The organism is Ideonella alba (genome assembly GCF_018069875.1).
GTDB lineage: Bacteria > Pseudomonadota > Gammaproteobacteria > Burkholderiales > Burkholderiaceae_C > Ideonella > Ideonella alba.
The window spans coordinates 159985-186278 of the sequence record NZ_JAGQDF010000008.1; the positions used below are offsets into that span (position 1 = coordinate 159985).

A 26294-nucleotide genomic window follows, 5' to 3' on the forward strand; every position below is an offset into this window, starting at 1 on the left:
GGCGACGGCCTGGGCGCCACTACACTGCGCCGATTCCCCGGCTGGCGCAAGAGGAGTTCATGGCCGCCTACCTGTTGAGACGACTGTGGCAGATGGTGCCCACGCTGCTGGGCGTGGTGACCCTGGTCTTCGTGCTGTTCAAGTTCTTCGGCGGCGACCCGGCCGAGATCCTGGGCGGCCTGAACGCCACGCCGGAGCAGGTCGAGGCGATCCGCGAGCAGCTGGGCCTGAACCAGCCCTGGTGGGTGCAGCTGGGCATCTTCCTGAAGCAGATCGCCACCTTCGACTGGGGGCGCAGCTGGGCCACGCAGGAATCGGTGGCGCACCTGTTCGCCACGCGGCTGCCGGCCACGCTGACGGTGATGGGCCCGATCCTGCTGCTCGACACCCTGCTGGCTGTGCCGATCGCGCTGGGCGTGGCCTATGTGCGCGGCTCGCTGACCGACCGCGCGCTGATGGTGATCACCACGGTGGCGCTGTCGATCTCCTTCCTGGTCTACGTGATCGTTGGCCAGTACGTCTTCGCCTTCCAGCTGGGCTGGTTCCCGGTGCAGGGCTGGAGCGACTCCACGCTGACCAACCTGCTGCGCTACGCGCCGCTGCCGGTGCTGCTGGCGGTGATGGTGGGTGTGGCGCCGCAGACCCGGCTGTACCGCAGCTTCTTCCTGGATGAGCTGGGCCAGGACTATGTGCGCACCGCGCGCGCCAAGGGCCTGGGCGAGCGCCGCGTGCTGTTCAAGCATGTGCTGCGCAACGCGATGATCCCGATCCTCACCAACGTGGGCCTGGCGCTGCCGGGCATCTTCGTGGGCTCCTTCCTGATCGAGGTCTTCTTCTCCATTCCCGGCCTGGGCCGCGAGGTGCTGCTGGCCGTCAACCGCAGCGATTACCCGGTGATCCAGGCGGCCACCGTCTACCTGGCGATGCTGACGATGCTGATCAACCTGGCCACCGACCTGCTCTACAAGGCGGTGGATCCGCGGGTGGTGCTGAAATGAGCGCGCACTCCGAAGGCGTCTGGCAGGCCGGCTGGCGGCGTTTCAAGGCCGACCGGGTGGGCCTGGTCTCGATGGTGGTGGTGCTGGCCTTCCTGGCGCTGATCGCCGCGGCGGCGCTGCGCCTGGTGGCCGCCGACTGGCAGACCGAGGTGGGCGTGCCCAATGCGCCGCCCGGCTTCCTGGGGCCACGTGCGGCGCAGGCCACGGGGGCCGTCGAGCAGCCCAAGGGACCCAATGTCGACTTGAGCGACATCGACCCGCTGGCGCCGCGCTACGCCGAATGGGCCGAGGCCGCCAAGCGCTACCGCAGCACCGAGACGCCGCGCGCCGAGACCCTGCCGCTGGGGGGTGATCGCCTGGGCCGCGACGTGCTGTCCAAGGCGATCAAGGGCACCGAGATCTCGGTCTTCGTGGGGGTGCTGGCGGCGCTGCTGGCCACGCTGATCGGCACGCTGCTGGGCGCGCTGTCGGGCTACTTCGGCGGCAAGATCGGCGACTTCCTGGAGTGGGTCTACAACGTCTTCACCGCCATCCCCGACATCCTGCTGATCTTCGCCTTCGCGGCGGTGTTCGGGCGCGGCATCGGCACGGTGGTGCTGATCCTGGGCCTGGTGGGCTGGACCGGGCTGTACCGCCAGGTGCGCGCCGAGTTCATGAAGCACCGCAGCCGCGAGTACGTGCGCGCCGCCGAGGCCATCGGCGCCGGCCACGGCGTGCGCATGTTCCGCCACATCCTGCCCAACGTCAGCCATGTGGTGCTGGTGCGCATGAGCCTGCTGGTCGTGGGCTTCATCAAGAGCGAGGTGATCCTGAGCTACCTGGGCCTGGGCGTGCCGGTGGACCAGGTCAGCTGGGGCACGATGCTGGCCGATGCGCAGAGCGAGCTGATCCTGGGCTACTGGTGGCAACTGGCGGCGGCCACCGCCTTCATGGCGGTCTTCGTCACCGCCTTCTCGCTGATGGCCGACGCCTGGCGCGACGCGCTGGATCCGAAGCTGAGGGGACTGGAATGAGTGACCTGCTGCTGAGCGTGCAGGACCTGGCGGTGCGCTTTCGCATGGGCCGCGAGGCTGGCGTGCAGCGCCATGCCCAGGCCGTGGGGCGCGACGGTCAGACGGTGAGCTTCGACGTGCCGGCCCACCGCACGGTGGCGCTGGTGGGCGAGTCGGGCTCGGGCAAGAGCGTCACGGCCATGTCCATCGTGCGCCTGCTGCCCGACAACGCCGAGTGCAGCGGCCGCATCCTGTGGCAGGGCGAGGACCTGCTGCAGGCGCCGCCGGCACGCCTGCGTGCGCTGCGCGGCCGCGAGGTGGCCTGCGTCTTCCAGGACCCGATGAGCTCGCTGAACCCGGTCTTCACGATCGGCGACCAGCTGGTCGAACCGCTGCGCCTGCACCTGGGCCTGTCGGCCCGCGCGGCACTGGCGCGCGCCGAGGAGCTGCTGGCCGAGGTGGGCATCCCCGAGCCGCGGCGACGCCTGTCGGCCTACCCGCATGAGCTCTCGGGCGGCCAGCAGCAGCGCGTGATGATCGCCATGGCGCTGGCCTGCGAGCCGCGCCTGCTGATCGCCGACGAGCCGACCACCGCGCTGGACGTGACGGTGCAGCGCCAGATCATCGAGTTGCTGGCCCGGCTGAAAGCCCAGCACGGTCTGGCGATGCTGTTCATCAGCCACGACCTGGGCCTGGTCGGCGAGATTGCCGACGAGGTGGTGGTGATGCGCCACGGCACGGTGCGCGAGCGCGGCTCGGCAGCCGAGTTGTTCGGCCAGCCCCGGGACCCGTACACCCGCGCCCTGCTGGCCTGCCGGCCCAGCCTGGAGGACAACGCCGCGCGCCTGCCGGTGATCGACGACCACATCGCCGGCCGGCTGCCGCGCCAGAGCGCCGCACCCAAGGACCCGACAGCGCCGGTGGTGCTGGAGGTCAAGGCGCTGGCCAAGAGCTTCTTCCTGCGCCAGGGCCTGTTCGGCCAGCGCGAGTTCAAGGCGGTGCAGGACGTCAACTTCCGTCTGCGCCGCGGCCACACGCTGGGCGTGGTGGGCGAGTCGGGCTCGGGCAAGACGACGATGGGCCTGACCCTGCTGCGGCTGCACGAGCCCACCGCCGGCGAGGTGATCTTCGACGGCCGCAACCTGCTGACCCTGGGCGATGCCGAGCGCCTGGCGATGCGCCGGCGCATCCAGATCGTCTTCCAGAACCCGTATGCGTCACTGAACCCGCGCTTCACCGTGGGTCAGGCGCTGGTCGAACCGATGGCCCTGCACGGCATCGGCGCCGACGCCACCGAGCGCGAAGCCCGCGCGCTGGCGCTGCTGACCAAGGTGGGGCTGGGCGCCGAGGCCTTCGGCAAGTACCCGCACGAGTTTTCGGGCGGCCAGCGCCAGCGCATCGCGATCGCCCGCTGCCTGACGCTCGATCCCGAGGTGCTGGTGCTCGACGAGGCGGTCAGCGCGCTGGATGTGTCGGTGCAGGCCCAGGTGCTGAACCTGCTGCGCGACCTGCAGGACGAGCTGGGCCTGGCCTATGTCTTCATCAGCCACGACCTGGCGGTGGTGCGCTTCATCAGCGACGAGGTGATGGTGATGAAGGACGGCCGCGTGGTCGAGCACGACCGCGTGGAGCAGATCCTGCACGCCCCGCGCGAGGACTACACGCGCCGGCTGATCGGCGCGGTGCCCCGGGGCTGGAGCGCTCAGACGGCGTAGCGCTTGAGTGCGCGCACCAATTCCTCGGTCTCGATCGGCTTGACCAGGAAGTCGGCCATGCCGTGCGCGCGGGCGCGCTCGCGCTCGGCGCTGAGCACGCTGGCCGACAGCGCCAGCACCGGCCAGGCCGGTGCGCCGGGCAGCGCTCGCAGCGCGTCGGTGGTCTCGAAGCCGTCCATGCCGGGCATGTGCAGGTCCATCAGCACTGCATGAATCGCCGCGCCGTGCTGGCGCGCCAGCGCCAGCGCCTGTTCGCCGTCGGCCGCCTCCAGCACCTCGGCACCCTGCTCGGCCAGCAGCGCCGAGGCGACCATCATGTTGACGGTGTTGTCCTCGACCAGCAGCACGCGCAGGCCGCGCAGAGGCTCGTGCGGGGCGGGCTCGGCCGGCACCGCGGGCAGCTGCGCCGGCAGCTCCAGCGGCAGCTCGACGATGAAGCGGCTGCCGCCGCCGTCGGCATCCTGGTGTTCGATGCGCCCGCCCATCAGCCGTGCGATCTCGGCGCAGATCGACAGGCCCAGGCCGCTGCCGCCGTGGCGCCGGCGGCGGGTGGCATCGGCCTGCTCGAAGGGCTGGAACAGCCGGGCACGCATCTCGGGGGCGACGCCGATGCCGCTGTCGCGCACCTCCATCGCCAGGCGGTCCGGCGCGGCCAGCCGCAGCGCCAGCACGATCTCGCCGCGGTCGGTGAACTTCAGCGCGTTGCCCAGCAGGTTGTCCAGGATCTGGCGCAGGCGCAGCGGGTCGGTGACCACATGGCGGGGCACGTCGGGTGCGATCTGCAGCGTCAGCGTCAGACCGCGCTCGCGGCCCAGCGTGGCCGGCGCGCGCAGGCAGGACTCGGCCAGGCGGTGCAGGTCAATCGTGGCCGGGCGCAGGCTGAGCTTGCCGGCTTCCAGCCGTGAAAGGTCCAGCACGTCGTTGACCAGGTCGGACAGCTCGGTGGCGGCGCCCGACAGCAGGTCCAGCAGTTCCTCGCGGCGCTCGGTCTGGTCGGCAGGCAGGCGGCGCACCAGGCGGGCCAGGCCCAGCACGCCGTTGATCGGCGTGCGGATCTCGTGGCTCATCGTCGCCAGGAAGGCGCTCTTGGCCTCGTTGGCCGCTTCGGCGCGGCTGCGCGCCTCGGCCAGGGCGAGTTCCACCTCGACCTGCGCGGTCACGTTGCGCGACGCGCCCCACCAGCCCAGGAAGCGGCCGTCTTCGTCATACAGCGGCTCGCCATTGCCCTGCACCGCCAGCCAGCCGCCGCCCGGCAGGTCGAAGATGAGGCGCTGGTTGCGAAACGCCCGCTGGGCCTGCAGCGCCTCGCGCAGCTGCCGGGCACCGACATCGTCGCGCAGGCGCGGGCGGCCCGGCTCGTCCAGATTCAGGAAGTCATCCACCCGCAGCCCGGTGTGCGACTCGAAGGAGGGCGAGATGTCGACCAGCCGGCCCTTGGCATTGAGCACATAGGTCCAGTCGGAGCTGATGCGCAGCAGCTCCGCGGTGCGGCGGTTCTCGGAGAGCGCACGGCCCAGTGTGCCTGCCACCAGCTTCGACGCGATGGCGGCGCCGGCCACGCTGGCGCCGGTCAGCAGCAGGTGCGACAGCAGCACGTCCGAGGGCGCGCGCGGCCCCAGGTCGAGCAGCCAGATGCCGTGGCTGTGCATCCAGGCCATGGTGCCCAGCGAGACCAGATGGATCCCCGCCAGCACCAGCGCGCTGCGCAGCGTCAGCACGGCGCCGATCAGCGTGATCAGCAGCGCCATGCCGGACACCGCCACGGCATTCAGCCCCAGGCGGGTGCCGAAGCCGGCGCCCTCCAGGGCCAGCGTGGCGCCCAGGGCCAGCACCCAGGCGGCCGCCCGCTGGTGCTGGCGCCGGCTGAGCCACTCGGACACGCCGACGAAGGCCAGCAGGACCAGCGACATCGCCAGCCGCGGCACCGCCAGGCCGAAGGGATTGCCCAGGACCAGCGTCAGCAGCACGCCCACGCCCACCACCAGCGCGATCGTCAGCAGCACGCTGCGCAGCACCCGCACGCCCAGCAGATCGGTCTGCGGACGCGACAGACGCTCGAACAGCGCAGTGGTGTTGACCGGAGCCGCTGTCGCCCCGGAATCCTGCGGGCGCTTGGTCATGAGGCCGCGATGGTCGCACACGGTGGCGCATCCGCACAGCCTCGAATCAGGGGTGTGCGCGCACGGCACTACACTGCGGCGGCCCGTCCGGCCGCACACCCCTGGCGCGGACGGTGCCCACAGAACATCCCTACCCGAGGAGTCCCGATGAGCCTGATCCCCACCTGGCGCGAAGTGCCGGCCGAAGCCGGTCGCGTCGTCGCCCCCGATGAACGCCTGCCCTGGCCAGCCACCGCCGCGATGGGCGTGCAGCACGTGATCGCGATGTTCGGTGCCACGGTGCTGGCGCCGCTGCTGATGGGCTTCAACCCGAACGTGGCGATCCTGATGTCGGGCATCGGCACGCTGATCTTCTTCGCCGTGGTGGGCGGCCGGGTGCCCAGCTACCTGGGCTCGAGCTTCGCCTTCATCGGCGTGGTGATTGCCGCCAGCGGCTACGGCGGCTCGGGCGCCAACGCCAACATCGGCGTGGCGCTGGGCGGCATCATCGCCTGCGGCGCGGTCTACGCATTGATTGGCCTGCTGGTGCAGGTGATCGGCACCCGGTGGATCGAGTCACTGATGCCGCCGGTGGTGACCGGTGCGGTGGTGGCGGTGATCGGCCTGAACCTGGCAGGCGTGCCGATCAAGAACATGGCGCCCACCGACTTCGACAAGTGGATGCAGGCCATCACCTTCCTGTGCGTGGGCCTGGTGGCGGTGCGCACCAGCGGCATGCTGCAGCGCCTGCTGATCCTGGTGGGCCTGATCATCGCCAGCGTGATCTACGCGGTCCTGACCAACGGCCTGGGCCTGGGCAAGCCGATGGACTTCAGCGCCGTCGCCAGCGCCGCCTGGTTTGGCGCCCCGGCTTTTGCCGCGCCGGTCTTCGACGCCGGTGCGATGCTGCTGATCGCCCCGGTGGCGATCATCCTGGTCGCCGAGAACCTGGGCCACGTGAAGGCGGTCAGCGCCATGACCGGCCAGGACCTGGACCGCTACATGGGCCGCGCCTTCCTGGGCGATGGCATCGCCACCATGGTCTCGGGCAGCGCCGGGGGCACCGGCGTGACCACCTATGCCGAGAACATCGGCGTGATGGCCGCCACCAAGATCTACTCCACCGCGATGTTCGTGGTGGCCGCGCTGATCGCCATCGTGCTGGGCTTCAGCCCCAAGTTCGGCGCGCTGATCCAGGCCATCCCGCTGGCGGTGATGGGCGGCGTGTCGATCGTCGTCTTCGGCCTGATCGCCGTGGCCGGCGCCAAGATCTGGGTCGACAACAAGGTCGACTTCTCCGACAACGCCAACCTGATCGTCGCCGCCGTCACGCTGGTGCTGGGCACCGGCGACTACACGCTGAAGTTCGGCGGCTTCGCGCTGGGTGGCATCGGTACCGCCACCTTCGGGGCGATCCTGCTGCACCTGCTGCTGAAGAAGCGGGGCTGAGCGCGCTCCCGTTGCCGACCTCTCACTGCCCACGGCATTCATTGCCCGCGGAGGTGGCGTGGGCGAGGTGGGGGCAAGGGGTCTCTCTCATGTCCCCCGGCCTGCGGCCTCCTCCTTGACTTCGTTCGACCCCTTTCCCCCACCTCGCTAGGCAGCGTTTTGGGACTGCTCGCGCGAGCGGCGCGGAAACGTTGGCAGCGGGTGAGGGGGAGTTCGCTTGGCCGAAGTCAAGGAGGAGGCCGCAGGCCGGGGGACATGAGGACAAGCGAACTCCCCCTCGGCCGCCGCGCCGCACCGCAGCAGTGGACCCAACGGCCGGTCAGGGCATTCAGCCGACCTCCAAGAACGCGTCAGGCGCCCGGGAACCCCGGCGGCATCATGCCCTTCATGCCTCCGAGCTTCTTCATCATCTTCATCAGGCCGCCGCCCTTCATCTTCTTCATCATCCCCTGCATCTGGTCGAACTGGTTGAGCAGGCGGTTGACCTCCTGGATCTGCACGCCGGCACCGGCGGCGATCCGGCGCTTGCGGCTGGCCTTGGACTTGCCGTCCATCAGCAGCGCAGGCTGGCGGCGCTCCTTGGCGGTCATCGCGTTGAGGATGCCTTCCATGCGCTTCATGTCGCGCTCGGCGCGGTCCAGGTCGGCCTGACCGGCCTTGGCGGCCATCTGGGTGGGCAGCTTGTCCATCAGGTTGCCCAGGCCGCCCATCTTCTTCATCTGGCTGATCTGGGCCAGGAAGTCGTTCAGGTCGAAGCCACTGCCGGACTTGACCTTCTCGGCCAGCTTCTGGGCGGCGGCGATGTCGACGCCCTTGGTCACCTCCTCGACCAGCGCGACGATGTCGCCCATGCCCAGCACGCGGCCGGCGTGGCGTTCGGCGTCGAAGACCTCCAGGCCGTCGATCTTCTCGGACACGCCGGCGAACTTGATCGGCGCGCCGGTGACCTGGCGCACCGACAGCGCCGCGCCGCCGCGTGAATCGCCATCGAGCTTGGTCAGCACCACGCCGGTCAGCGGCAGCGCCTCCTTGAAGGCGCGGGCGGTGTTGACCGCGTCCTGGCCCTGCATCGCATCGACCACGAACAGTGTCTCGACCGGGTGGATCGTCGCGTGCAGCTCGCGGATCTCGGCCATCAGCGCCTCGTCGATCGCCAGCCGGCCGGCGGTGTCGACCAGCAGCACATCGAAGTAGTGGCGCTTGGCGTGGTCCAGCGCGGCCAGCGCGATGTCACGCGGCTTCTGATCGGGGGCGGACGGGAACCACTCGGCGCCCGCCTGCTTGGTCACCGTCTTGAGCTGCTCGATGGCGGCGGGGCGGTAGACGTCGGCCGAGACAGTCAGCACCTTCTTCTTGCGCCGCTCGATCAGGTGCTTGGCCAGCTTGGCGGTGGTGGTGGTCTTGCCGGCGCCTTGCAGACCGGCCATCAGGATCACCGCGGGGGGCTGGGCGGCGAGGTTGATGTCCGAGATGCCCTCGCCCATCGTCGCGGCGAGTTCCTTCTGGACGATGGACACCAGCACCTGGCCGGGGTTGAGCGAGCCCACCACCTCCTGGCCGAGGGCCTTGTCCTTGACGCGGGCGATGAAGTCGCGCACCACCGGGAGCGCGACGTCGGCCTCGAGCAGGGCCATGCGCACCTCGCGCAGCATGTCCTGCACGTTGGATTCGGTGATGCGGGCCTGGCCGCGCATGGTCTTGACCAGGTGCGACAGGCGATCGGTGAGGGTGGAAGCCATGGGCAGCAAGCGCTCCGCGAAGGTGACAGACCGTGCGTCGGGCGTGCGGGGGCGCCGGTACACTCTGCCCATGATTTTATCTGCCGCCTCCGCGACCTGGCTGGCGCTGCCCGCCGTGCTGGCCTACGTGGTCGCCAGCCTGCCCGCGGCCGAGGGCCAGCGCTGGCCGGCCCAGGCCCTGATGGCGGCCTGGCTGCTGCACGGCCTGATGCTGCTGGCCGGGGCGGACTTCCAGGGCAGCCATGGCGGCCTGCGGCTGGGCTTTGCGCCGGTGCTGTCGTTCACGCTGTGGCTGGTGCTGCTGGTGCATGGCATCGAGAGCCGGCTGATGCCGGTGGGTCAGTTGCGTCGCCTGCTGGCCTGGGGTGGTGTGGCCGCCGTGGCGCTGGCCTGGCTGTTTCCGGGCGAGGTGCGCGCCGTGGCCCACTCGCGCTGGGCCCCGCTGCACTGGGTGCTGGGCCTGACCTCTTATGGCCTGTTCGGCGCGGCGGTGCTGCATGCACTGATGCTGGACTCGGCCGACCAGCGCCTGCGCGGCAAGGGCCCGGGGCCGGCCACGGCGTTGGGGCTGCCGCTGCTGAAGCTGGAGCGCTTGACCTTCCGCTTCGTCGAGGCGGGCTTCGTCGTGCTGACGCTGGCTCTGGTGCTGGGCCTGGCCTCGCCGAACTGGAGCTGGCGCGACCACAAGACCGTGCTGTCGCTGCTGGGCTGGGCCACCTTCGCGGCCCTGATCGCCGGGCGCCTGTGGCGCGGCTGGCGCGGCCGCCAGGCCACGCGCTGGCTGTATGCTGGCACGCTGCTGTTGCTGCTGGCCTACGTGGGCTCGCGCTTCGTGCTGGAGGTGCTGCTGCACCGCCCGGTGACATGAAGTTCCTGCTGACACTGGCGGTCCTGGTGATCGCGCTGAAATGGTGGTTGTCGCGCCAGAAGCGCTCGGCGCGGCCGGTGCCGCCCCCCGCGCCCGCCGCGCCGACGCAGGCGCCGGCGCCCACGCCGATGTGCGCCTGCGCGCATTGCGGCCTGATGCTGCCGGTGGGCGAGGCCTGGCGCGACGAGCAAGGCCGCGCCTTCTGCGGTGCCGAGCACCGCCACCTGGGCCCGCGCCCATGACCGCTTGGCCGCCCGGCCGGCCCGGGAGCGCGTGGTGAGCCGTTCGCGCAGCGCGCCGGTCAACCGCGACGACTCGCGCCTGGGCGCGCTGGGCCTGGGCCCGGACCTGGCCGAGGATGGGCTGACGGGCTTCGGGCCGGGTTTCGGCGACAGCAGCCAGCTCAGCGGTCTGGCCCAGGCCGGCGATCCTGGCGCGGGCGCCGATCTGCAGCAGGCCGGCACGCGCCTGCGGGTGCTGCGCAGCTACACCGCGGCCCGCGTGGTGATTGGCGTGGCGCTGCTGCTCACGCAGATCGCGGTGATCGACAACGGCTCCTTGCGCTACCTGCCGCTGGTGCTGGTGCTGGCCAACCTGCTGGAGGCGGCGCTGTGCTGGCAATGGCTGCGCTCGCGCGTGCGCAGCCTGACCCATGTGGTCAACAACCGCTGGCTGTGGTGGGCCACGGTGGCCTGGGACCTGGCGGCCTTCGGCGCGATGCACTGGCTGGCGCCGGTCGGCAGTCTCAGCCACGCGGCGCTGCTGGTGCTGCCCGCGCTGATGTCGGGCATTCTCAGCAGCCGCACCACGGCGCTGGCCACGGCCGCGCTGGCCGCGCTGGGTCTGCTGGCGGCCACGGCGCTGAAGGCGCCGGTCGGGGAACTGCCGGGGCTGCTGTCGCAGGCGGGCCTGGTGGGCATCGGCCTGTTCATGATCGTCATCCTGGCGGGCGAACTGGCCACCCGGCTGGCGCGCCAGGAACGTTCGGCGCGCCACAACCTGTCGCTGGCGCTGCAGCAGGCCGAGCTGAACCGCCTGGTGATCGACGAGATGGCCGATGGCGTGCTGGTGGTCGACGGCCGCGGCGGCGTGCGCGCGGCCAACCCGGCTGCGCGGGCCCTGCTGGCCGAGGGCGACCGCTGCCCGCGCGCGCCGTTCTCGCTGCACGGCCAGCGGGGCTGGCTGCCGCTGCTGGGGGCGATCGAATCGGCCTACGAGAACGGCCAGTGGCCGGCCGGCGGCATGGACCTGACGCTGGCCTTCGACCGCGAGTCGCCGCGCTCGGTGCGGGTGCGCGCGCGTTTCACCCGCCGCGCCGGCGACGGCCATGGGGGCTCCGAGGAAGTGCTGGCGGTGCTCTTCGTCGAGGAGCTGAAGAACGTGCTGGCGCGCCAGCGCCAGGAGCGCCTGGTGGCCATGGGCCGCATCTCGGCCGGCATTGCGCACGAGATCCGCAACCCGCTGGCGGCGATCTCGCAGGCCAATGCGCTGCTGCAGGAGGACAACCTGCCGCCCGACCAGCAGCGCCTGGCGCGCATCGTCAGCGACAACGTCGAGCGCCTCAAGCGCATCGTCGATGACGTCATGGAGGTGGCGCCGTCGGCGCCGGTGCCCTCGCGCGTGATCGACCTGTGCGCCGAGGTGGCCGCCATCTGTGGCGAATGGGCGCGCACCGCCGGCGTGGTGCTGGGCAGCGACAGCCGGCTGCAGGTGCGCCTGCCGGGTGAGCCGATGGGCGGCATGTTCGATTCCGACCACCTGCGCCGCGTGCTGATCAACCTGCTGGAGAACGCGCTGCGCCACGCCAGCCGCGAGCCCGGCGCGGTGCGCCTGAGCCTGGAGCCGCTGGGCGACGCGCTGGTGCGCATCAGCGTGGCCAGCGATGGCGAGCCGATCGCCCCCGAGGTCGAGGCGCACCTGTTCGAACCCTTCCACAGCACACGCAGCCGCGGCACCGGGCTGGGCCTGTATATTTGCCGCGAACTCTGCGAGCGCCACGGCGCCAGCATCGACTACCTGCGCCGCGCCGGTGACCGCCACGCCAATGTGTTCCAGGTGGTGATGCGCAGCGCGCCGATCGATGCCGGCGGCCGCCTCTACCTATGAACGATGCCGCTGCCGGGCGGGTGCTGGTGGTCGACGACGAGCCGGACCTGCTGACCCTCTACGAACTGACACTGCTGCGCGAAGGCCACAGCGTTGAGACCGCGTCCACCGTGGCCGAGGCCCTGGAGGCGCTGACCCAGTCGACCTTCCGCCTGGTGATCACCGACATGCGCCTGCCCGACGGCAGCGGCATGGACCTGCTGCGCTGGCTGGACAAGCAACGGCGCAACGAGAAGGCGATCGTCGTCACCGCCTTCGGCTCGGCCGAGAACGCGGTCGAGGCCCTGAAGGTGGGCGCCTTCGACTACCTCACCAAGCCGGTGGACCTGCGGCAGTTCCGCACCGTCGTGGCCTCGGCCATGGGTCGCGTCGCGCCCACCGCCGCCGGGGCGGCGCCGTCGCGCGGCGGGCCGCTGCATCGCCTGGCAGGCCGCTCCAGCGGCATGCAGCAGGTGCGCGAACTGGTCGAGAAGGTGGCGCGCAGCATGGCGCCGGTGCTGGTCCACGGCGAGTCGGGCACCGGCAAGGAGCTGGTGGCCCGCGGCATCCACGAGGTCAGCGCGCGCGCTGCCGGGCCCTTTGTCGCGGTCAACTGCGGCGCCATCCCCGAGGCCCTGCTGGAGGCCGAATTCTTCGGCTACCGCAAGGGCGCCTTCACCGGCGCCACCGAAGACCGCGAAGGCTTCTTCCAGGCGGCTGCAGGCGGCACGCTGTTCCTGGACGAGATCGGTGACCTGCCGCTGGCGATGCAGAGCAAGCTGCTGCGCGTGATCCAGGAGCGCGCGGTGCGGCCGGTGGGCGCCACCGCCGAGCAACCCACCAATGTGCGCCTGGTCAGCGCCACCCACAAGGACCTGGCGCAGGAGGTGGCGCAGGGCCGCTTCCGGCAGGACCTGTTCTACCGGCTGAACGTGATCCGCATCCCGGTGCCGCCGCTGCGCGAGCGCATGGAGGACCTGGTGCTGATCTGCGACGTGCTGCTCGAGCGCATCGCCAACGAGGCCGGCGTCAGCCCGCCTCCGGTGCTGGCGCTGGCGGCGCGTGAGCGCCTGGCCAGCTACGCCTTCCCGGGCAATGTGCGCGAGCTGGAGAACCTGCTGCACCGCGCGGTGGCGCTGTCGGCCGGTGACGAGATCACGCCGCAGGACCTGGGCCTGCCCGAGCAGCTGGTGGGCCGCTCGCTGCTGGACGACGAGGCCGAGGCCAGCCTGCCCCCGGGCGCCGCCGCGGCTGCGGCCACCCACGATGAGTCGCTGCCCAGCGACTTGGCGCGCCATCTGGACGAGGTCGAGCGGCGCATCCTCGAGCGCGCGCTGCACCAGCACGGCTTCAACCGCACCGCGGCCGGCGCGCGCCTGGGCCTGTCGCTGCGGCAGATGCGCTACCGCATGGCCCGGCTGGGCATCTCCGAAGGCGCCTCGGGCGACGAGGCCGGCGAGCGGTGAGCGCCGGCCGCTGGCGGGACGGCTGGTGGGGCGGGGCGCGCCGCGTCGACTCACCCAACTTCGGACCCCGGCCGGCCGAGGTCGCCCCGAGCCTGCTGGTGCTGCACTCGATCAGCCTGCCGCCGGGACAGTACGGCGGCGATGCGATCGAGCGCCTGTTCACCAACCGCCTGGACTGCGACGCCCACCCGTATTTCGACGCGCTGCGCGGCCTGCAGGTGTCGGCGCACTTCCTGCTGCGGCGCGACGGTGAGTTGCTGCAGTTCGTGGCCACCACCGAGCGCGCCTGGCATGCCGGCCGATCGAGCTGGCGTGGGCGCGAGAACTGCAACGACTGGTCGATCGGCATCGAGCTCGAGGGCCTCGAAGGAGAGTGTTTCGAAACGTACCAGTACACGGTTCTGGCGACCTTGATCAGGACTTTGGCGCGGCATCACCCGATTGCCGACGTGGTCGGCCATGAACATGTGGCGCCGGGCCGCAAGGCGGACCCGGGTCCGGGCTTCGACTGGGTCCGCCTGAACGCAAGCCTGGCGGGCTGCCGCGCGCAGGTTGCGCCGGAGATCCTTGGCCAGGCTTGACGCGGCCGTCGCAGACCCGCGTGACGCAAGGCTCGGCGCCGCATTTCGCGGTGCAGGCCGCGCCGGGACTGGCTGCGTGAGCGCTGCACCGCAGACGGTGCGCGCGAGACGCCGATGCGCGGTGTGAGCACCCGGATGCGGCGATCGCAAGGGCATTTCGCGGCCGTCGTCAAGGGCGAGGAAGCACGCTATCGGTAGTGCTTGAGGTGCTCTGGGGCCCCAGATATAGTGTCTGCTTGTGCTAACCTTCGGCCTCTAGCCAAACGTCGATGAGCCACCTCGCCCTGCCTGTCCACCCTGTCGCCGCGTGCCGCGCACGTCGCCCGGGGGCCCCACAGGACAGCGCGCCGCCCCCTGCGGGCGCCCGTGGCCTTCGACGACGATGAGACGCCGGCACCGACGCCTCGGGTCACCGACCTGAGCGATTGGCGGCCTCGCCGGCGGCCTCCCAACGGCTCCTTCCAAGCGCGACCTCGCGCCCTCCACACCGACACATCCAACTGAGGGGAATCCATGCAAGCTGTCCCGTCCAGCCTGACCGACACCGGCGCCGCCGCGCGCCTGGCCACGCCTGCCGCCACCAGCAGCCAGGCCGCCGCCAGCGCCTACCAGGGCTACCAGATCATCCGCCGCAACGGCGCGGTGGTCTCGTTCGAGCCCAACAAGATCGCGATCGCGCTGATGAAGGCCTTCCTGGCGGTGCATGGCACCCAGGGCGCCGCCTCGGCCAGCGTGCGCGAGACGGTGGACGGCCTGACCGAGCTGGTGGTGCGCGGCCTGCTGCGCTCGCGCCCGGGCGGCGGCACCTTCCACATCGAGGACGTGCAGGACCAGGTCGAGCTGGGCCTGATGCGCGGTGGCCACCACGAAGTGGCGCGCGCCTATGTGCTCTACCGTGAGCGCCGCTCGCAGGAGCGCCTGAAGCAGGGCCAGGTGGCCGAGGCCGCGATCTCGCACCAGCTCAGCGTCACCGACAAGGGCCAGCGCGTGCCGCTGGACGAGGCCGCACTGCAGTCGCTGGTCGAATCCGCCTGTGCCGGCCTGGGCGCCGATGTGCGCCCCGAGCCCATCCTGGCCGAGACCCGCCGCAACCTGTATGACGGCGTGCCGATCGACGAGGTCTACAAGGCCGCGATCCTGGCCGCCCGCACGCTGATCGAGCAGGAGCCCGCCTACACCCGGGCCACCGCGCGCCTGCTGATGCACACCATCCGCCGTGAGATCCTGGGCGAGGAAGTCACCCAGGCCGAGATGGCCACCCGCTACGCCGAGTACTTCCCCAAGTTCATCAAGAAGGGCGTGCAGGCCGAACTGCTGGACGACAAGCTGCTGCAGTACGACCTGGCCAAGCTGGGTGCCGCGCTGGACGCCAGCCGCGACCTGCAGTTCGACTACCTGGGCCTGCAGACCCTGTTCGACCGCTACTTCCTGCACATCGACGAGCAGCGCATCGAGATGCCGCAGGCCTTCTTCATGCGCGTGGCCATGGGCCTGGCGCTGGGCGAGATCGACCGCGAAGCCCGCGCCATCGAGTTCTACCAGGTGCTCTCCAGCTTCGACTTCATGTCGAGCACGCCCACGCTGTTCAACGCCGGCACCCGCCGCTCGCAGCTCAGCAGCTGCTACCTGACCACCGTGGCCGATGACCTGGACGGCATCTACGAGGCGCTGAAGGAGAACGCGCTGCTGTCCAAGTTCGCCGGCGGCCTGGGCAACGACTGGACCAATGTGCGCGCGCTGGGCTCCTACATCAAGGGCACCAACGGCAAGAGCCAGGGTGTCGTGCCCTTCCTGAAGGTGGTCAACGACACCGCGGTGGCGGTCAACCAGGGCGGCAAGCGCAAGGGCGCGGTCTGCGCCTACCTGGAGACCTGGCACCTGGACCTGGAAGAGTTCCTGGAGCTGCGCAAGAACACCGGCGACGACCGCCGCCGCACCCACGACATGAACACCGCGAACTGGATTCCGGACCTGTTCATGAAGCGCGTCATCGAGGGCGGCGACTGGACCCTGTTCAGCCCCAGCACCTGCCCCGACCTGCATGACCTGGTCGGTGTCGAGTTCGAACGCGCCTACACCGCCTACGAGGCCAAGGTCGACCGCGGCGAGATCAAGCTCTTCAAGCGCATGCCGGCCAAGGACCTGTGGCGCAAGATGCTCTCGATGCTGTTCGAGACCGGTCATCCCTGGATCACCTTCAAGGACGCCTGCAACGTGCGCTCGCCGCAGCAGCACGTGGGCGTGGTGCATTCGTCCAACCTGTGCACCGAGATCACGCTGAACACCGGCGACGACGAGATCGCGGTGTGCAACCTCGGCTCGGTCAACCTGGCGCAGCACCTGAAGGACGGCCAGATCGACCACGAGAAGCTGAAGAAGACGATCAGCGTGGCGATGCGCATGCTCGACAACGTCATCGACATCAACTACTACGCGGTCAAGAAGGCGCGTGACGCCAACCTGCGCCACCGCCCGGTGGGCCTGGGCATCATGGGCTTCCAGGACGCGCTCTACCAGCTGCGCACGCCCTACGCCAGCCAGGCGGCGGTGGAGTTCGCCGACCGCTCGATGGAAGCGGTCTGCTACTACGCCTACTGGGCCTCGACCGAGCTGGCCGCCGAGCGGGGTCGCTACAGCAGCTACCGCGGCTCGCTGTGGGACCGCGGCATCCTGCCGATCGACTCGCTGGACCTGCTGGCCGAGCAGCGCGGCGGCTACGTCGATGTCGACCGCAGCATGACGATGGACTGGGACGCACTGCGCCAGCGCATCGCCGCCCACGGCATGCGCAACAGCAACTGCGTGGCGATCGCCCCCACCGCCACCATCTCCAACATCATCGGTGTCGACGCCTCGATCGAGCCGGCCTTCGGCAACCTGTCGGTCAAGTCCAACCTGTCGGGCGAGTTCACCGTGGTCAACGAGTACCTGGTGCGCGACCTGAAGAAGCTGGGCCTGTGGGACTCGGTGATGGTGATGGACCTCAAGCACTATGACGGTTCGCTGCGCCGCATCGACCGCGTGCCCGAGGAGCTGAAGTCGCTCTATGCCACCGCCTTCGAGGTCGAGGCGCACTGGCTCGTCGAGGCTGCGTCGCGCCGCCAGAAGTGGATCGACCAGGCCCAGTCGCTGAACATCTACATCGCTGGTGCGTCGGGCAAGAAGCTCGACGACACCTACAAGCTGGCCTGGGTGCGCGGTCTGAAGACCACCTACTACCTGCGCACGATGGCGGCCACGCACGCCGAGAAGTCGACCATCAGCGCCGGTGCGCTCAACGCCGTGCCCAGCAGTGGCGGCGTGGGCGGACTCTCCGCGCTCGAGGCGGCAGCGCAGCAGGCGCAGGCCATGCTCGCGGCCGATGCATCGCCGGCCACCGACATCAAGTTCTGCGGCGTCGACGATCCGACCTGCGAGGCCTGTCAGTGACCATGCGTGCGTGCATCGACTGCGTCGATGCACGCATCGCGATGCAGCGCATCGCGTGAACAGACACCGAGCACGATGCACATCGGCAACAACGATGTCGCGACGATGTCAATAAGTGCTTGGTGTTTGAACACAACACTCCGATAATTCGCACCCATAGGAAACACGCACATGCTGGTCTGGGAAGACGACTCTCGCACCGTCCCGACACCTGTCCCTCGCACCGCGCCCGAACAAGCTCTCGGCAGCGCGCGGGCCGCGGTCTCCTCTCCTTCTGTTCAAGCCCCCGCGGTCACGGCCACTGCGGCGCTGCACGGCGAACCCTCGGCGGCCTCGTCGGTGGTCGCGCGCAGCGAGCGCCGCGTCAACGTGGCCGAGAAGCGCATCATCAACGGCCAGACCGATGTCAATCAGCTGGTGCCGTTCAAGTACAAGTGGGCCTGGGAGAAGTACCTCGCCACCTGTGCCAACCACTGGATGCCGCAAGAGGTGAACATGTCGCGTGACATCGCGACCTGGAAGGACCCCAACGGCCTGACCGAAGACGAGCGCCGCATCATCAAGCGCAACCTCGGCTTCTTCGTCACCGCCGATTCGCTGGCCGCCAACAACATCGTGCTGGGCACCTACCGCCACATCACGGCCCCCGAGGCGCGCCAGTTCCTGCTGCGCCAGGCCTTCGAAGAGGCGATCCACACCCACGCCTACCAGTACATCGTCGAGTCGCTGGGTCTGGACGAGGGCGAGATCTTCAACGCGTACCACGAAGTCGCGTCCATCCGCGAGAAGGACGAGTTCCTGATCCCGTTCATCGACGCGATCATGGACCCGAACTTCAAGACCGGCACGCTCGAAGCCGATCAGACGCTGCTGCGCTCGATCATCGTCTTCGCCTGTCTGATGGAAGGCCTGTTCTTCTACGTCGGCTTCACGCAGATCCTGGCACTGGGTCGGCAGAACAAGATGACCGGCGCGGCCGAGCAGTACCAGTACATCCTGCGCGACGAGTCGATGCACTGCAACTTCGGCATCGACCTGATCAACCAGATCAAGCTCGAGAACCCGCAGCTGTGGACGCCCGAGTTCAAGGCCGAGATCCGCGCCCTGTTCGAGAAGGCCGTCGAGCTCGAGTACCGCTACGCCGAGGACACCATGCCGCGTGGCGTGCTGGGCCTGAACGCCTCGATGTTCAAGGGCTACCTGCGCTACATCGCCAACCGGCGGGCCACGCAGATCGGCCTGGAGCCGCTCTTCCCGAACGAGGAAAACCCGTTCCCCTGGATGAGCGAAATGATCGACCTGAAGAAGGAGCGCAATTTCTTTGAGACGCGCGTCATCGAATACCAATCCGGTGGTGCGCTGAGCTGGGACTGAGTGGCATGCGGCCTTCGGTGGCCGCAGTCCCGGGCTCCAGCAGGTGATGGATCGAGATTCCCGGCGCGGGATCAGGCTGCCAAGCGAAGCAGCTGTCCGTGCCAAACCCCATTCATCGGTACGGGGGACGGTCGGTGGTTCAGCCACCTCCCCACCTCCGGTCGGTGAATCGCCGGGCTGTATCGAGCGGTCCGGTGTTCTTGCAACTTGATCAAGGAGTTTGATATGGCAACTGCGAAGAAGGCCGCCCCGAAGAAGGCTGCCGCCCCGAAGAAGGCCGCCGCCCCGAAGAAGGCCGCTGCGAAGAAGGCTGCTCCGGCGAAGAAGGCCGCTGCCCCGAAGAAGGCGGCACCGGCCAAGAAGGCCGCTCCGGCGAAGAAGGCTGCCCCGAAGAAGGCGGCACCGGCCAAGAAGGCCGCTCCGGCGAAGAAGGCCGCTCCGGCCAAGAAGGCTGCTCCGGCGAAGAAGGCCGCTCCGGCGAAGAAGGCCGCGGCCCCGAAGAAGGCTGCTGCCCCGAAGAAGGCTGCCGCGCCGAAGAAGGCCGCTGCTGCCAAGAAGGCCGCGCCGAAGAAGGCCGCTGCCAAGCCTGCGGCGAAGAAGCCGGCGGCGAAGAAGGCGGCCAAGAAGGCCGCTGCGCCTGCCCCTGCTGCTGCGCCTGCGCCTGCGCCTGCGGCGAAAACCGCGCTGAGCCCGGCGGCCGCCTGGCCGTTCCCGACGGGCAACAAGCCCTGAGTCTGACGGCCGCGGATGACCGCGGCCCGACGATCGCAGCCCGGCCCCGGCCGGGCTTTTTTCTGCCTGCTGTCCGAGTGAACGCCTGCGCGCCATGAGCCCTGATCCCTGGCCCTGTGCCCGCGCCGATGGCGCGACGCGCTGCCTGCTTGATGCCTCGGTCGTGCCCAACGCGAAGAAGACCGAGGCGGTGGGTCTGCACGATGGCGCGCTGCGCGTGCGCCTGGCCGCGCCACCGGTGGATGGCAAGGCCAATGACACGCTGGTGGCCTGGGTGGCCGCCGAGCTGGGCCTGCCGCGGCGCGCGGTGCGCCTCAAGCGCGGGCCGGCCTCGCGCAGCAAGCAGCTCGAGATCGACCTGCCGCTGACCGACGTTCAGGCGTGGCTGGTGCGCTGCCTGGGCAGCGCCTGACTCACAGGCCCAGTGCGGCGCGGTCGATCTGGTGGTTCTGGCCGCCGCGCTGGGCGATCTTCAGCGCCCCCAGCTTGTTGCCCAGCGTGACGCAGCGCACCAGGTCCCAGCCGGCCTCCAGGCCGTAGAGCAGGCCGCCGCGGAAAGCGTCGCCGCAGCCGGTGGGGTCGACCACCGCGCTGGCCGGCACGCCGCTCACGCGGGTGCATTCGCCACCCACCCACACATCGCAGCCCTCGTGACCCAGCGTCACGACCACGCCCTTCAGGTGCGAGCGCGACAGCTCGGCCAGGCTCTGGCCGGTGCGGTCGCACAGCATGCGCCCTTCGTAGTCGTTGACCGCCACCCAGCTCGCCTGGGCGATGAAGGCGCGCAGCTCGGCGCCGTCAAACATCGGCAGGCCCTGGCCCGGGTCGAAGACGAAGGGAATGCCGGCCGCGGCCAGGTCGCGCGCGCGCTTGATCATCGCCTCGCGGCCGTCGGGGCCGATGATGGCCAGGCGCAGGTCGCTGCGCGCCGGCAGCTCGATCTGGTGCGCCTGCTGCATCGCGCCGGGATGGAAGGCGGTGATCTGGTTGTTGTCGGCGTCGGTGATGATGATCGCCTGCGCGGTGTAGGTGTCTTCCACCTGCAGCACGCAGGAGGTGTCGATGCCCAGCTGCTGGAAGCGCGCCAGGTAGTCGGCGCCGTCGTTGCCCAGGGCGGCCATCACCACCGGCTCGCCGCCCAGGGCCTTGAGGGTGTAGGCGATGTTGCCGGCGCAGCCGCCCCATTCGCGGCGCAGCGTGGGCACCAGGAAGGACACGTTCAGGATGTGCACCTGCTCGGGCAGGATCTGTTCGGCGAAGCGGCCGCCGAAGGTGGTGATGGTGTCGAAGGCAAGAGAGCCGCAGACGAGACTGGCCATGGCGGTGCGGGCTCTCAGGCCCGTGTCAGGGGTAGAACAATTCGGCGCTGAAGCCGGTCACGGGCAGGTCGCGCACGCGCAGTTCGGTGCGCACCGACCAGTGCGCGTCGGCCGCGATGCCGGCGGCCGGTGCGTCCAGCGATGCGGCCGGCAGCACGCGCCGCGCCAGCAGGCGGCCCTGATTGTCGGTGAAGCTGAGCTCCAGATCCGGCGCGCGCACCGGGTGGGCGGCCTGGTTGCGCAGTTCGGCCTCGAAGCGCAGCACGTCGGGCGCGGCAGTGCGCTGCAGGGTGCTGCTGTCGATTGCCAGTTGGTCGATCGCGCGGATGGGTTCGAGCCGGCAGCGCGCCAGCTCGCACCAGGCCTGCAGCACGGGCACGCTGGCGGGCCAGTGGGCGGCCAGGCGGTCGCGTTCATGGTGGGCCACCTGCAGCAGCAGCACGCCGCCCAGCAGGGCAGCGGTGCCGCCCAGCACCGCCCGCATCGCGGGGGTGCGCCACTGGGCTTCACGCTCGGCCTGGCGCACAAAGCCGGGCTTGCGGCGCCGCCGCCGGCCCGAGGGCGGTGGGTCGACGCGCAGGTCCTTGGGTGGCCGGGTCACCGGCTGGCGCTGGGCGGTGGCGGCGGTGACCTCGCCAAAGGTGCTGATGCCGCTGTGACCGGGCGGCAGCGTGACGCCGCGCAGCACCGGATCGAAATCCGACGGGGGCAGCGAGGGCGCCGACAGGCTGTCACCGGCGGCCGTGCCGGTGGCACCGACCCCCACGCCGGGGCCGAACATCGACCACCCGGCGTCGGCCTCCCAGGCCTCGCCGGTGGGGATCACGCTGCGCATGGGCTCAGGGGCCGGCTCAGTGCGCGGTTGCGGCGCCGGTGCGGGGGCGATCGCAGGCGGGGCTGCCACTGCGGCGGGCGGCTGAGCCACAGGCGGCCGGGGGGGCGCCTGCGGTGGCGCGGATTCCGGCGGCTCGGCGATCAAGGCCTCCAGGCCGTTGAAGACCTGCTGGCACATGCCGCAACGAACCCACCCGCCGGACACCCGCAACTGGTCCTGCACCACGCGGAAGGCCGTGCCGCACGCGGGGCAACGGGTGGCGAGACTCATGTCGGACGATGATGCCACAGCCGCCGCAGCGGCGGACTCAGGCGCGGCGGCCGGTCATCAGGATCCAGCCGTCGTCCTCGTCGCTGACCTCCAGTGCCAGCCAGGGCGCGTAGGCCGCGCGCAGCTCGTCAGCCTGCCGGGCCAGGATGCCGGCCAGCACCAGATGGGCCCCCGGCGCCAGGTGGGCGCACAGCAGCGGCGCCAGCAGCTTCAGCGGCGTGGCCAGGATGTTGGCGAGCACCAGCGGGTAGCTGCCCTGGGCGGCCTCAGGCAGGCCGGCGTTCAGGCTCACCCCGTTGGCGGTGGCATTGGCGCGGGTGGACTCCACCGCGGCCGGGTCGATGTCGACCGCGTCGATCGCCTGGGCACCGTGCAGCGCAGCACCGATCGCCAGGATGCCCGAGCCGCAGCCATAGTCCAGCACGCGCGACCAGGGCGTGGCGTGCTGGGCGATCCAGCGCAGGCACATCCGGGTGGTCGGGTGGGTGCCGGTGCCGAAGGCCAGGCCCGGGTCCAGCCGCATCACGCGGGTGGCGCCGGCGGGCACCTCGTGCCAGGTGGGCACGATCCAGAACTGCTCGGTCACCGGCACCGGGGCGAACTGTGACTGCGTCAGCCGCACCCAGTCCTGATCTTCCATGGCGGTCAGGCCCTGCGGGTGCAGGCCGGTCGTCCAGTCCTGGGCCAGCAGCAGCGTCAGCGCCTGCTGGGCGGCGGGCTCATCGGCGAACAGGGCCTTGATCACCGAGCGGTCCCAGCCCGGCCGCGGCGCCGGCATGCCGGGCTCGCCGAACAGCGCGTGCTCGGCCTCGGTGTCAGCGTCGGCGTCCTCGACCGAGACCGACAGCGCGTCAAGCTCGTCCATCAGCGCCTCGGACACCGGCTCGACCAGCGCCTGCGGTGCGGTCAGCACCAGCTCGTACAGGGCCATCGGGGGATCCTCAGCGGCGGTGGTGTTCCAGCCAGCCTTCCAGGTAGTGGATGCTGGTGCCGCCGCTGCAGAAACCCTTGTCCACCATCAGCTCGCGGTGCAGCGGGATGTTGGTCTGGATGCCCTCGACCACGGTCTCGGCCAGCGCCGTGCGCATGCGCGCCAGCGCCTGCTCGCGGGTGTCGCCGTGGACGATGATCTTGCCGATCATCGAGTCGTAGTTGGGCGGCACGAAGTAGTTGGTGTAGGCGTGGCTGTCCACGCGCACGCCTGGGCCGCCCGGCGGGTGCCACATGGTGATGCGGCCCGGCGAGGGGGTGAACTTCCAGGGGTCCTCAGCGTTGACGCGGCACTCGATCGCATGGCCGCGCATCGCGATCTGGCGCTGCGAGAAGGGCAGCTTCTCGCCGGCGGCGATACGGATCTGCATCTGCACGATGTCGATGCCGGTGACCAGTTCGGTCACCGGATGCTCCACCTGCACCCGGGTGTTCATCTCGATGAAGTAGAACTCACCGTTCTCATAGAGGAACTCGAAGGTGCCGGCACCGCGGTAGCCGATCTTCTTGCAGGCGGCGGCGCAGCGGTCGCCGATCTTCTCGATCACGCGGCGCGGAATGCCCGGCGCCGGCGCTTCCTCGATGATCTTCTGGTGGCGCCGCTGCATCGAGCAGTCGCGCTCGCCCAGCCAGACGGCATTGCGGTGCTCGTCGGCCAGGATCTGGATCTCCACATGGCGCGGGTTCTCGAGGAACTTCTCCATGTAGACGGCCGGGTTGCCGAAGGCCGCACCGGCCTCGGCCTTGGTCATCTGCACCGCGTTGATCAGGGCCGCCTCGGTGTGGACCACGCGCATGCCGCGGCCACCGCCGCCGCCAGCGGCCTTGATGATCACCGGGTAGCCGATGGCCCGGGCCTGGCGGATGATCTCCTTCGGGTCGTCCGGCAGCGCGCCTTCGGAGCCCGGCACGCAGGGCACGCCCGACTTGATCATGGCCTGCTTGGCCGAGACCTTGTCGCCCATGATGCGGATCGACTCGGGCGTCGGGCCGATGAAGGTGAAGCCGCTCTGCTCCACCCGCTCGGCGAAGTCGGCGTTCTCGCTGAGAAAGCCGTAGCCGGGGTGGATGGCCTCGGCATCGGTCACCTCCGCGGTGGAGATGATGGCCGGCATGCTGAGGTAGCTGTGGCTGGACTGGGCCGGGCCGATGCACACCGCCTCGTCGGCCAGCTTCACGTACTTGGCGTCGCGGTCGGCCTCGGAATAGACCACCACGGCCTTGATGCCCATCTCGCGACAGGCTCGCTGGATCCGCAGGGCGATTTCGCCTCGGTTGGCAATGAGAATTTTCTTGAACATGGGTGCCTCGGCTCAATCGCCCTGGCGGGCTGCGCCCGCGGGGCAAAGTGGCTGCGCCGCCAGGCCTGCGGCCTGGTCCTCCCGGTTCGCGATCAGGATTTTCTTGAACATCGCAAGCCGCCGATCACTCGATGACGTACAGCGGCTGGCCGAACTCGACCGGCTGGCCGTTCTCGACCAGCACCTTGGTGACCGTGCCGGACTTGTCGGCCTCGATCTCGTTCATGATCTTCATGGCCTCGATGATGCACAGGGCCTCGCCCTCCTTGACCACGCTGCCGACGTCGACGAAGGGCTTGCCGCCCGGGGTGGACGAGGCGTAGAAGGTACCGACCATCGGCGACTTGACGACATGACCCGTCGGCTCGGCGGCGGGCGCGGCGGCTGCTTCGGCGGCCGGGGCGGCGGCCGCGGCGGGCGCCGGGGCGGCCATCATCGTGGGGGCGGCCTGCATGGCCATCATCGGCGCGGTCATGGCCACGCCAGCCGATTTGACGATGCGCACCTTGCCCTCGTTCTCAGTGATCTCGAGCTCGGAAATGTTCGACTCCGACACCAGGTCGATCAGGGTCTTCAGCTTGCGCAGGTCCATGGCTTCTCCTCGTCTGGACAGTGGAAGCGCCTGGATCAGGCGCTTCCGCGCCAGTCGAACGACTGGCAGGGAACTCTCCTGCGGATGTGCGGCGTTTTGCCGGCATCGTGTCGTATCTAGCGACTATCCGCAGGAACCAACGACCGGGTGCCGTTCCTTCTGGCTGGGGAGCGGCTACCCCGCCACACCTCAAGGCGAGGCTGGCTTCATCAGGTCAGGGGCGCACTTTACGACGAAATGCGTCAAGATCGAAACCTTTTCGCGACAACTTCGCGTAGGTCAAGTCGCCTTGACATCTTTCGGCCGGGCTGGCAAGCGTCCGGGCCGGGACGCCCCGCTCAGGCCACCCAGCCGCGCAGTTCCTCCAGCGAGGTGGCGCCCAGGCGGCGCTGGCGGATGCGGCCGTCGGCGCCGGCCAGCAGGGTGAAGGGCAGGGCGCCGCCGCCATTGCCCAGGCGGCTGAGCCAGGGCATCGCGGCAAAGCCCGGCACCACCATCGGGAACTCGACCGGCGTGCGGACCAGGAAGTCACGCACCGCGGCGTCGCGGTCCACCGCCACGCCCAGCACGCGTCCACCCGCATTCGACCACTCCTTGGCGAATCGGTCCAGTTCGGGCAGTTCCCGGACGCAGGGCGGGCACCAGGTGGCCCAGAAGTTCAGCAGCAGCGGCTGGCCGGCGAACGCCGCCAGCGATCGGGGCTGGCCGTCCGGCCCTGGCCACTGGCCTTGCAGGAACTCGGCCAGCGCCAGATCGGCCGGGTCCTGCCGCTGGCGCCACCACCAGCCGGCGCCGGCCGCGGCGGCCAGGCCCAGGCCACCCCCGGCCAGCCAGGCGTGGCGGCGGTTCATGCCGGATCCTCCAGGCGGGCGCGCAGCGCCCGCGCATCGCCGCGCCAGGACTGGCCGCGGCTGTCGGGTTTGAGCGCACCACGCAGCGCGTCGTGGTCGTGCACCACCAGGTGCAGCGTGATCCAGTCGTCCGGTTTCGGGCCGGGCGGGGCCAGGCCGGGACAGCGGTCGGCCAGTGACAGCACCTGGGCATCCTCGTCGCCGGCGCTGTCGTAGTCGATGCCGCGGTTGAGCAGGCTGATCTCGGGTGCCTTGGGGTCGTCGGCGTAGAGGTCAATGACGATCGGCGACAGCCGCGTGGCGGTGCCGCGCCAGACCGCGCCGCCCAGGTGCGGGCGGAACTCGGCCAGGCGCTCCAGCCAGGTCAGCGCGTGGCGGCGCAGCGCGCGCAGCTCCTGCGGCTGGGTGTCGGCGTGGAACAGTGCCAGGTGTTCGCGCACCGCGTCCTCGACCAGCTCGTTGCTGGGCAGCTCGGCCCGGCCCACGCCATGGCGCGCCAGGTCGGCGGCGGCACGGCGCTTGGCGCCGGGGTAGTCCATGCCCTCGTCCACCACCAGCCGGGCGGCGGCCTGGGCGATCTCGTCGGTCAATGCGCTCACGGTGTGGCAG

The 26294-nt window shown here is 70.2% G+C and carries 22 protein-coding genes and 1 pseudogene; 13 read left to right on the forward strand and 10 right to left on the reverse strand.

Annotation, left to right across the window (positions count from 1 at the left end):
- Positions 1-59 precede the first annotated feature (59 nt).
- Genes KAK07_RS15080 through KAK07_RS15090 form a run of 3 tightly spaced genes read left to right on the forward strand, consistent with a single transcriptional unit; the run spans position 60 to position 3705 of the window.
- Positions 60-998 (forward strand): ABC transporter permease, encoded by a 939-nt coding sequence (locus tag KAK07_RS15080; RefSeq protein WP_210851792.1) that lies wholly within the window; start codon positions 60-62, stop codon positions 996-998.
- Positions 995-2011, forward strand: coding sequence for an ABC transporter permease (locus KAK07_RS15085; protein WP_210851793.1), 1017 nt, complete (start codon positions 995-997; stop codon positions 2009-2011). The genes KAK07_RS15080 and KAK07_RS15085 overlap by 4 nt, the downstream gene beginning before the upstream one ends.
- Entirely contained in the window at positions 2008-3705 is a 1698-nt protein-coding gene (locus tag KAK07_RS15090; RefSeq protein ID WP_210851794.1) for an ABC transporter ATP-binding protein, read from the forward strand. The genes KAK07_RS15085 and KAK07_RS15090 overlap by 4 nt, the downstream gene beginning before the upstream one ends.
- Here the strand turns inward: KAK07_RS15090 and KAK07_RS15095 are convergent.
- Positions 3693-5825: a hybrid sensor histidine kinase/response regulator gene (locus tag KAK07_RS15095; protein WP_210851795.1), complete on the reverse strand. Its 2133-nt coding sequence runs from the start codon at positions 5823-5825 to the stop codon at positions 3693-3695. The two genes, KAK07_RS15090 and KAK07_RS15095, sit on opposite strands and share 13 nt — an antisense overlap.
- 147 nt (positions 5826-5972) lie before the next feature.
- Here KAK07_RS15095 and KAK07_RS15100 point away from each other — a divergent pair, with 147 nt between their 5' ends.
- Positions 5973-7253, forward strand: a complete 1281-nt coding sequence (locus tag KAK07_RS15100; protein WP_210851796.1) for a solute carrier family 23 protein — start codon at positions 5973-5975, stop codon at positions 7251-7253.
- 350 nt (positions 7254-7603) lie between these two features.
- On the opposite strand, the gene ffh is transcribed toward KAK07_RS15100, so the two are convergent.
- Positions 7604-8992 (reverse strand): signal recognition particle protein, encoded by a 1389-nt coding sequence (gene ffh, locus KAK07_RS15105; protein WP_210856864.1) that lies wholly within the window; start codon positions 8990-8992, stop codon positions 7604-7606.
- Between the two features lie 70 nt (positions 8993-9062).
- Here ffh and KAK07_RS15110 point away from each other — a divergent pair, with 70 nt between their 5' ends.
- The 9 genes from KAK07_RS15110 to KAK07_RS15150 all read left to right on the forward strand — a co-directional run bounded on the left by KAK07_RS15110 (position 9063) and on the right by KAK07_RS15150 (position 19939).
- Complete coding sequence (locus KAK07_RS15110; protein ID WP_210861595.1) at positions 9063-9860, forward strand: cytochrome C assembly family protein; 798 nt, start codon at positions 9063-9065, stop codon at positions 9858-9860.
- On the forward strand, positions 9857-10102 hold the full coding sequence (locus tag KAK07_RS15115; RefSeq protein ID WP_210861597.1) for a PP0621 family protein: 246 nt from the start codon (positions 9857-9859) through the stop codon (positions 10100-10102). Before KAK07_RS15110 ends, KAK07_RS15115 begins: the two co-directional genes overlap by 4 nt.
- 34 nt (positions 10103-10136) lie before the next feature.
- Positions 10137-11966 (forward strand): sensor histidine kinase, encoded by a 1830-nt coding sequence (locus KAK07_RS25805; protein WP_210861599.1) that lies wholly within the window; start codon positions 10137-10139, stop codon positions 11964-11966.
- Positions 11963-13411 (forward strand): sigma-54-dependent transcriptional regulator, encoded by a 1449-nt coding sequence (locus KAK07_RS15125; RefSeq protein WP_210856868.1) that lies wholly within the window; start codon positions 11963-11965, stop codon positions 13409-13411. The genes KAK07_RS25805 and KAK07_RS15125 overlap by 4 nt, the downstream gene beginning before the upstream one ends.
- Complete coding sequence (ampD, locus tag KAK07_RS15130) at positions 13408-13992, forward strand: 1,6-anhydro-N-acetylmuramyl-L-alanine amidase AmpD (RefSeq protein ID WP_210856869.1); 585 nt, start codon at positions 13408-13410, stop codon at positions 13990-13992. Before KAK07_RS15125 ends, ampD begins: the two co-directional genes overlap by 4 nt.
- A gap of 513 nt (positions 13993-14505) precedes the next feature.
- On the forward strand, positions 14506-17421 hold the full coding sequence (locus KAK07_RS15135; protein WP_210861601.1) for a ribonucleoside-diphosphate reductase subunit alpha: 2916 nt from the start codon (positions 14506-14508) through the stop codon (positions 17419-17421).
- A 171-nt stretch (positions 17422-17592) separates the two neighbouring features.
- Positions 17593-18795, forward strand: a complete 1203-nt coding sequence (locus tag KAK07_RS15140; RefSeq protein ID WP_210856871.1) for a ribonucleotide-diphosphate reductase subunit beta — start codon at positions 17593-17595, stop codon at positions 18793-18795.
- 225 nt (positions 18796-19020) lie between these two features.
- Positions 19021-19527, forward strand: a complete 507-nt coding sequence (locus tag KAK07_RS15145) for a histone (RefSeq protein ID WP_210856872.1) — start codon at positions 19021-19023, stop codon at positions 19525-19527.
- A 94-nt stretch (positions 19528-19621) separates the two neighbouring features.
- Positions 19622-19939: a DUF167 domain-containing protein gene (locus KAK07_RS15150; protein ID WP_210856873.1), complete on the forward strand. Its 318-nt coding sequence runs from the start codon at positions 19622-19624 to the stop codon at positions 19937-19939.
- Position 19940: 1 nt separating this feature from the next.
- On the opposite strand, the gene KAK07_RS15155 is transcribed toward KAK07_RS15150, so the two are convergent.
- From KAK07_RS15155 to KAK07_RS15185, 8 genes and pseudogenes are all read right to left on the reverse strand, one after another.
- Positions 19941-20846, reverse strand: a complete 906-nt coding sequence (locus KAK07_RS15155; protein WP_210856874.1) for a carbohydrate kinase family protein — start codon at positions 20844-20846, stop codon at positions 19941-19943.
- A 25-nt stretch (positions 20847-20871) separates the two neighbouring features.
- Entirely contained in the window at positions 20872-21681 is an 810-nt protein-coding gene (locus KAK07_RS15160) for a DUF3426 domain-containing protein (RefSeq protein WP_247664390.1), read from the reverse strand.
- Positions 21682-21885: 204 nt separating this feature from the next.
- Positions 21886-21951: pseudogene (locus KAK07_RS25925) on the reverse strand (zinc-ribbon domain-containing protein); the annotation flags it as partial.
- 37 nt (positions 21952-21988) lie between these two features.
- On the reverse strand, positions 21989-22876 hold the full coding sequence (prmA, locus tag KAK07_RS15165) for a 50S ribosomal protein L11 methyltransferase (protein WP_210861732.1): 888 nt from the start codon (positions 22874-22876) through the stop codon (positions 21989-21991).
- A gap of 16 nt (positions 22877-22892) precedes the next feature.
- Positions 22893-24242 (reverse strand): acetyl-CoA carboxylase biotin carboxylase subunit, encoded by a 1350-nt coding sequence (gene accC, locus KAK07_RS15170; RefSeq protein ID WP_210856876.1) that lies wholly within the window; start codon positions 24240-24242, stop codon positions 22893-22895.
- Between the two features lie 124 nt (positions 24243-24366).
- Complete coding sequence (gene accB, locus KAK07_RS15175; RefSeq protein WP_210856877.1) at positions 24367-24834, reverse strand: acetyl-CoA carboxylase biotin carboxyl carrier protein; 468 nt, start codon at positions 24832-24834, stop codon at positions 24367-24369.
- A gap of 338 nt (positions 24835-25172) precedes the next feature.
- Positions 25173-25685, reverse strand: coding sequence for a TlpA family protein disulfide reductase (locus tag KAK07_RS15180; RefSeq protein WP_210861605.1), 513 nt, complete (start codon positions 25683-25685; stop codon positions 25173-25175).
- Positions 25682-26284 (reverse strand): hypothetical protein, encoded by a 603-nt coding sequence (locus KAK07_RS15185; protein WP_210861606.1) that lies wholly within the window; start codon positions 26282-26284, stop codon positions 25682-25684. The genes KAK07_RS15180 and KAK07_RS15185 overlap by 4 nt, the downstream gene beginning before the upstream one ends.
- Positions 26285-26294 lie beyond the last annotated feature (10 nt).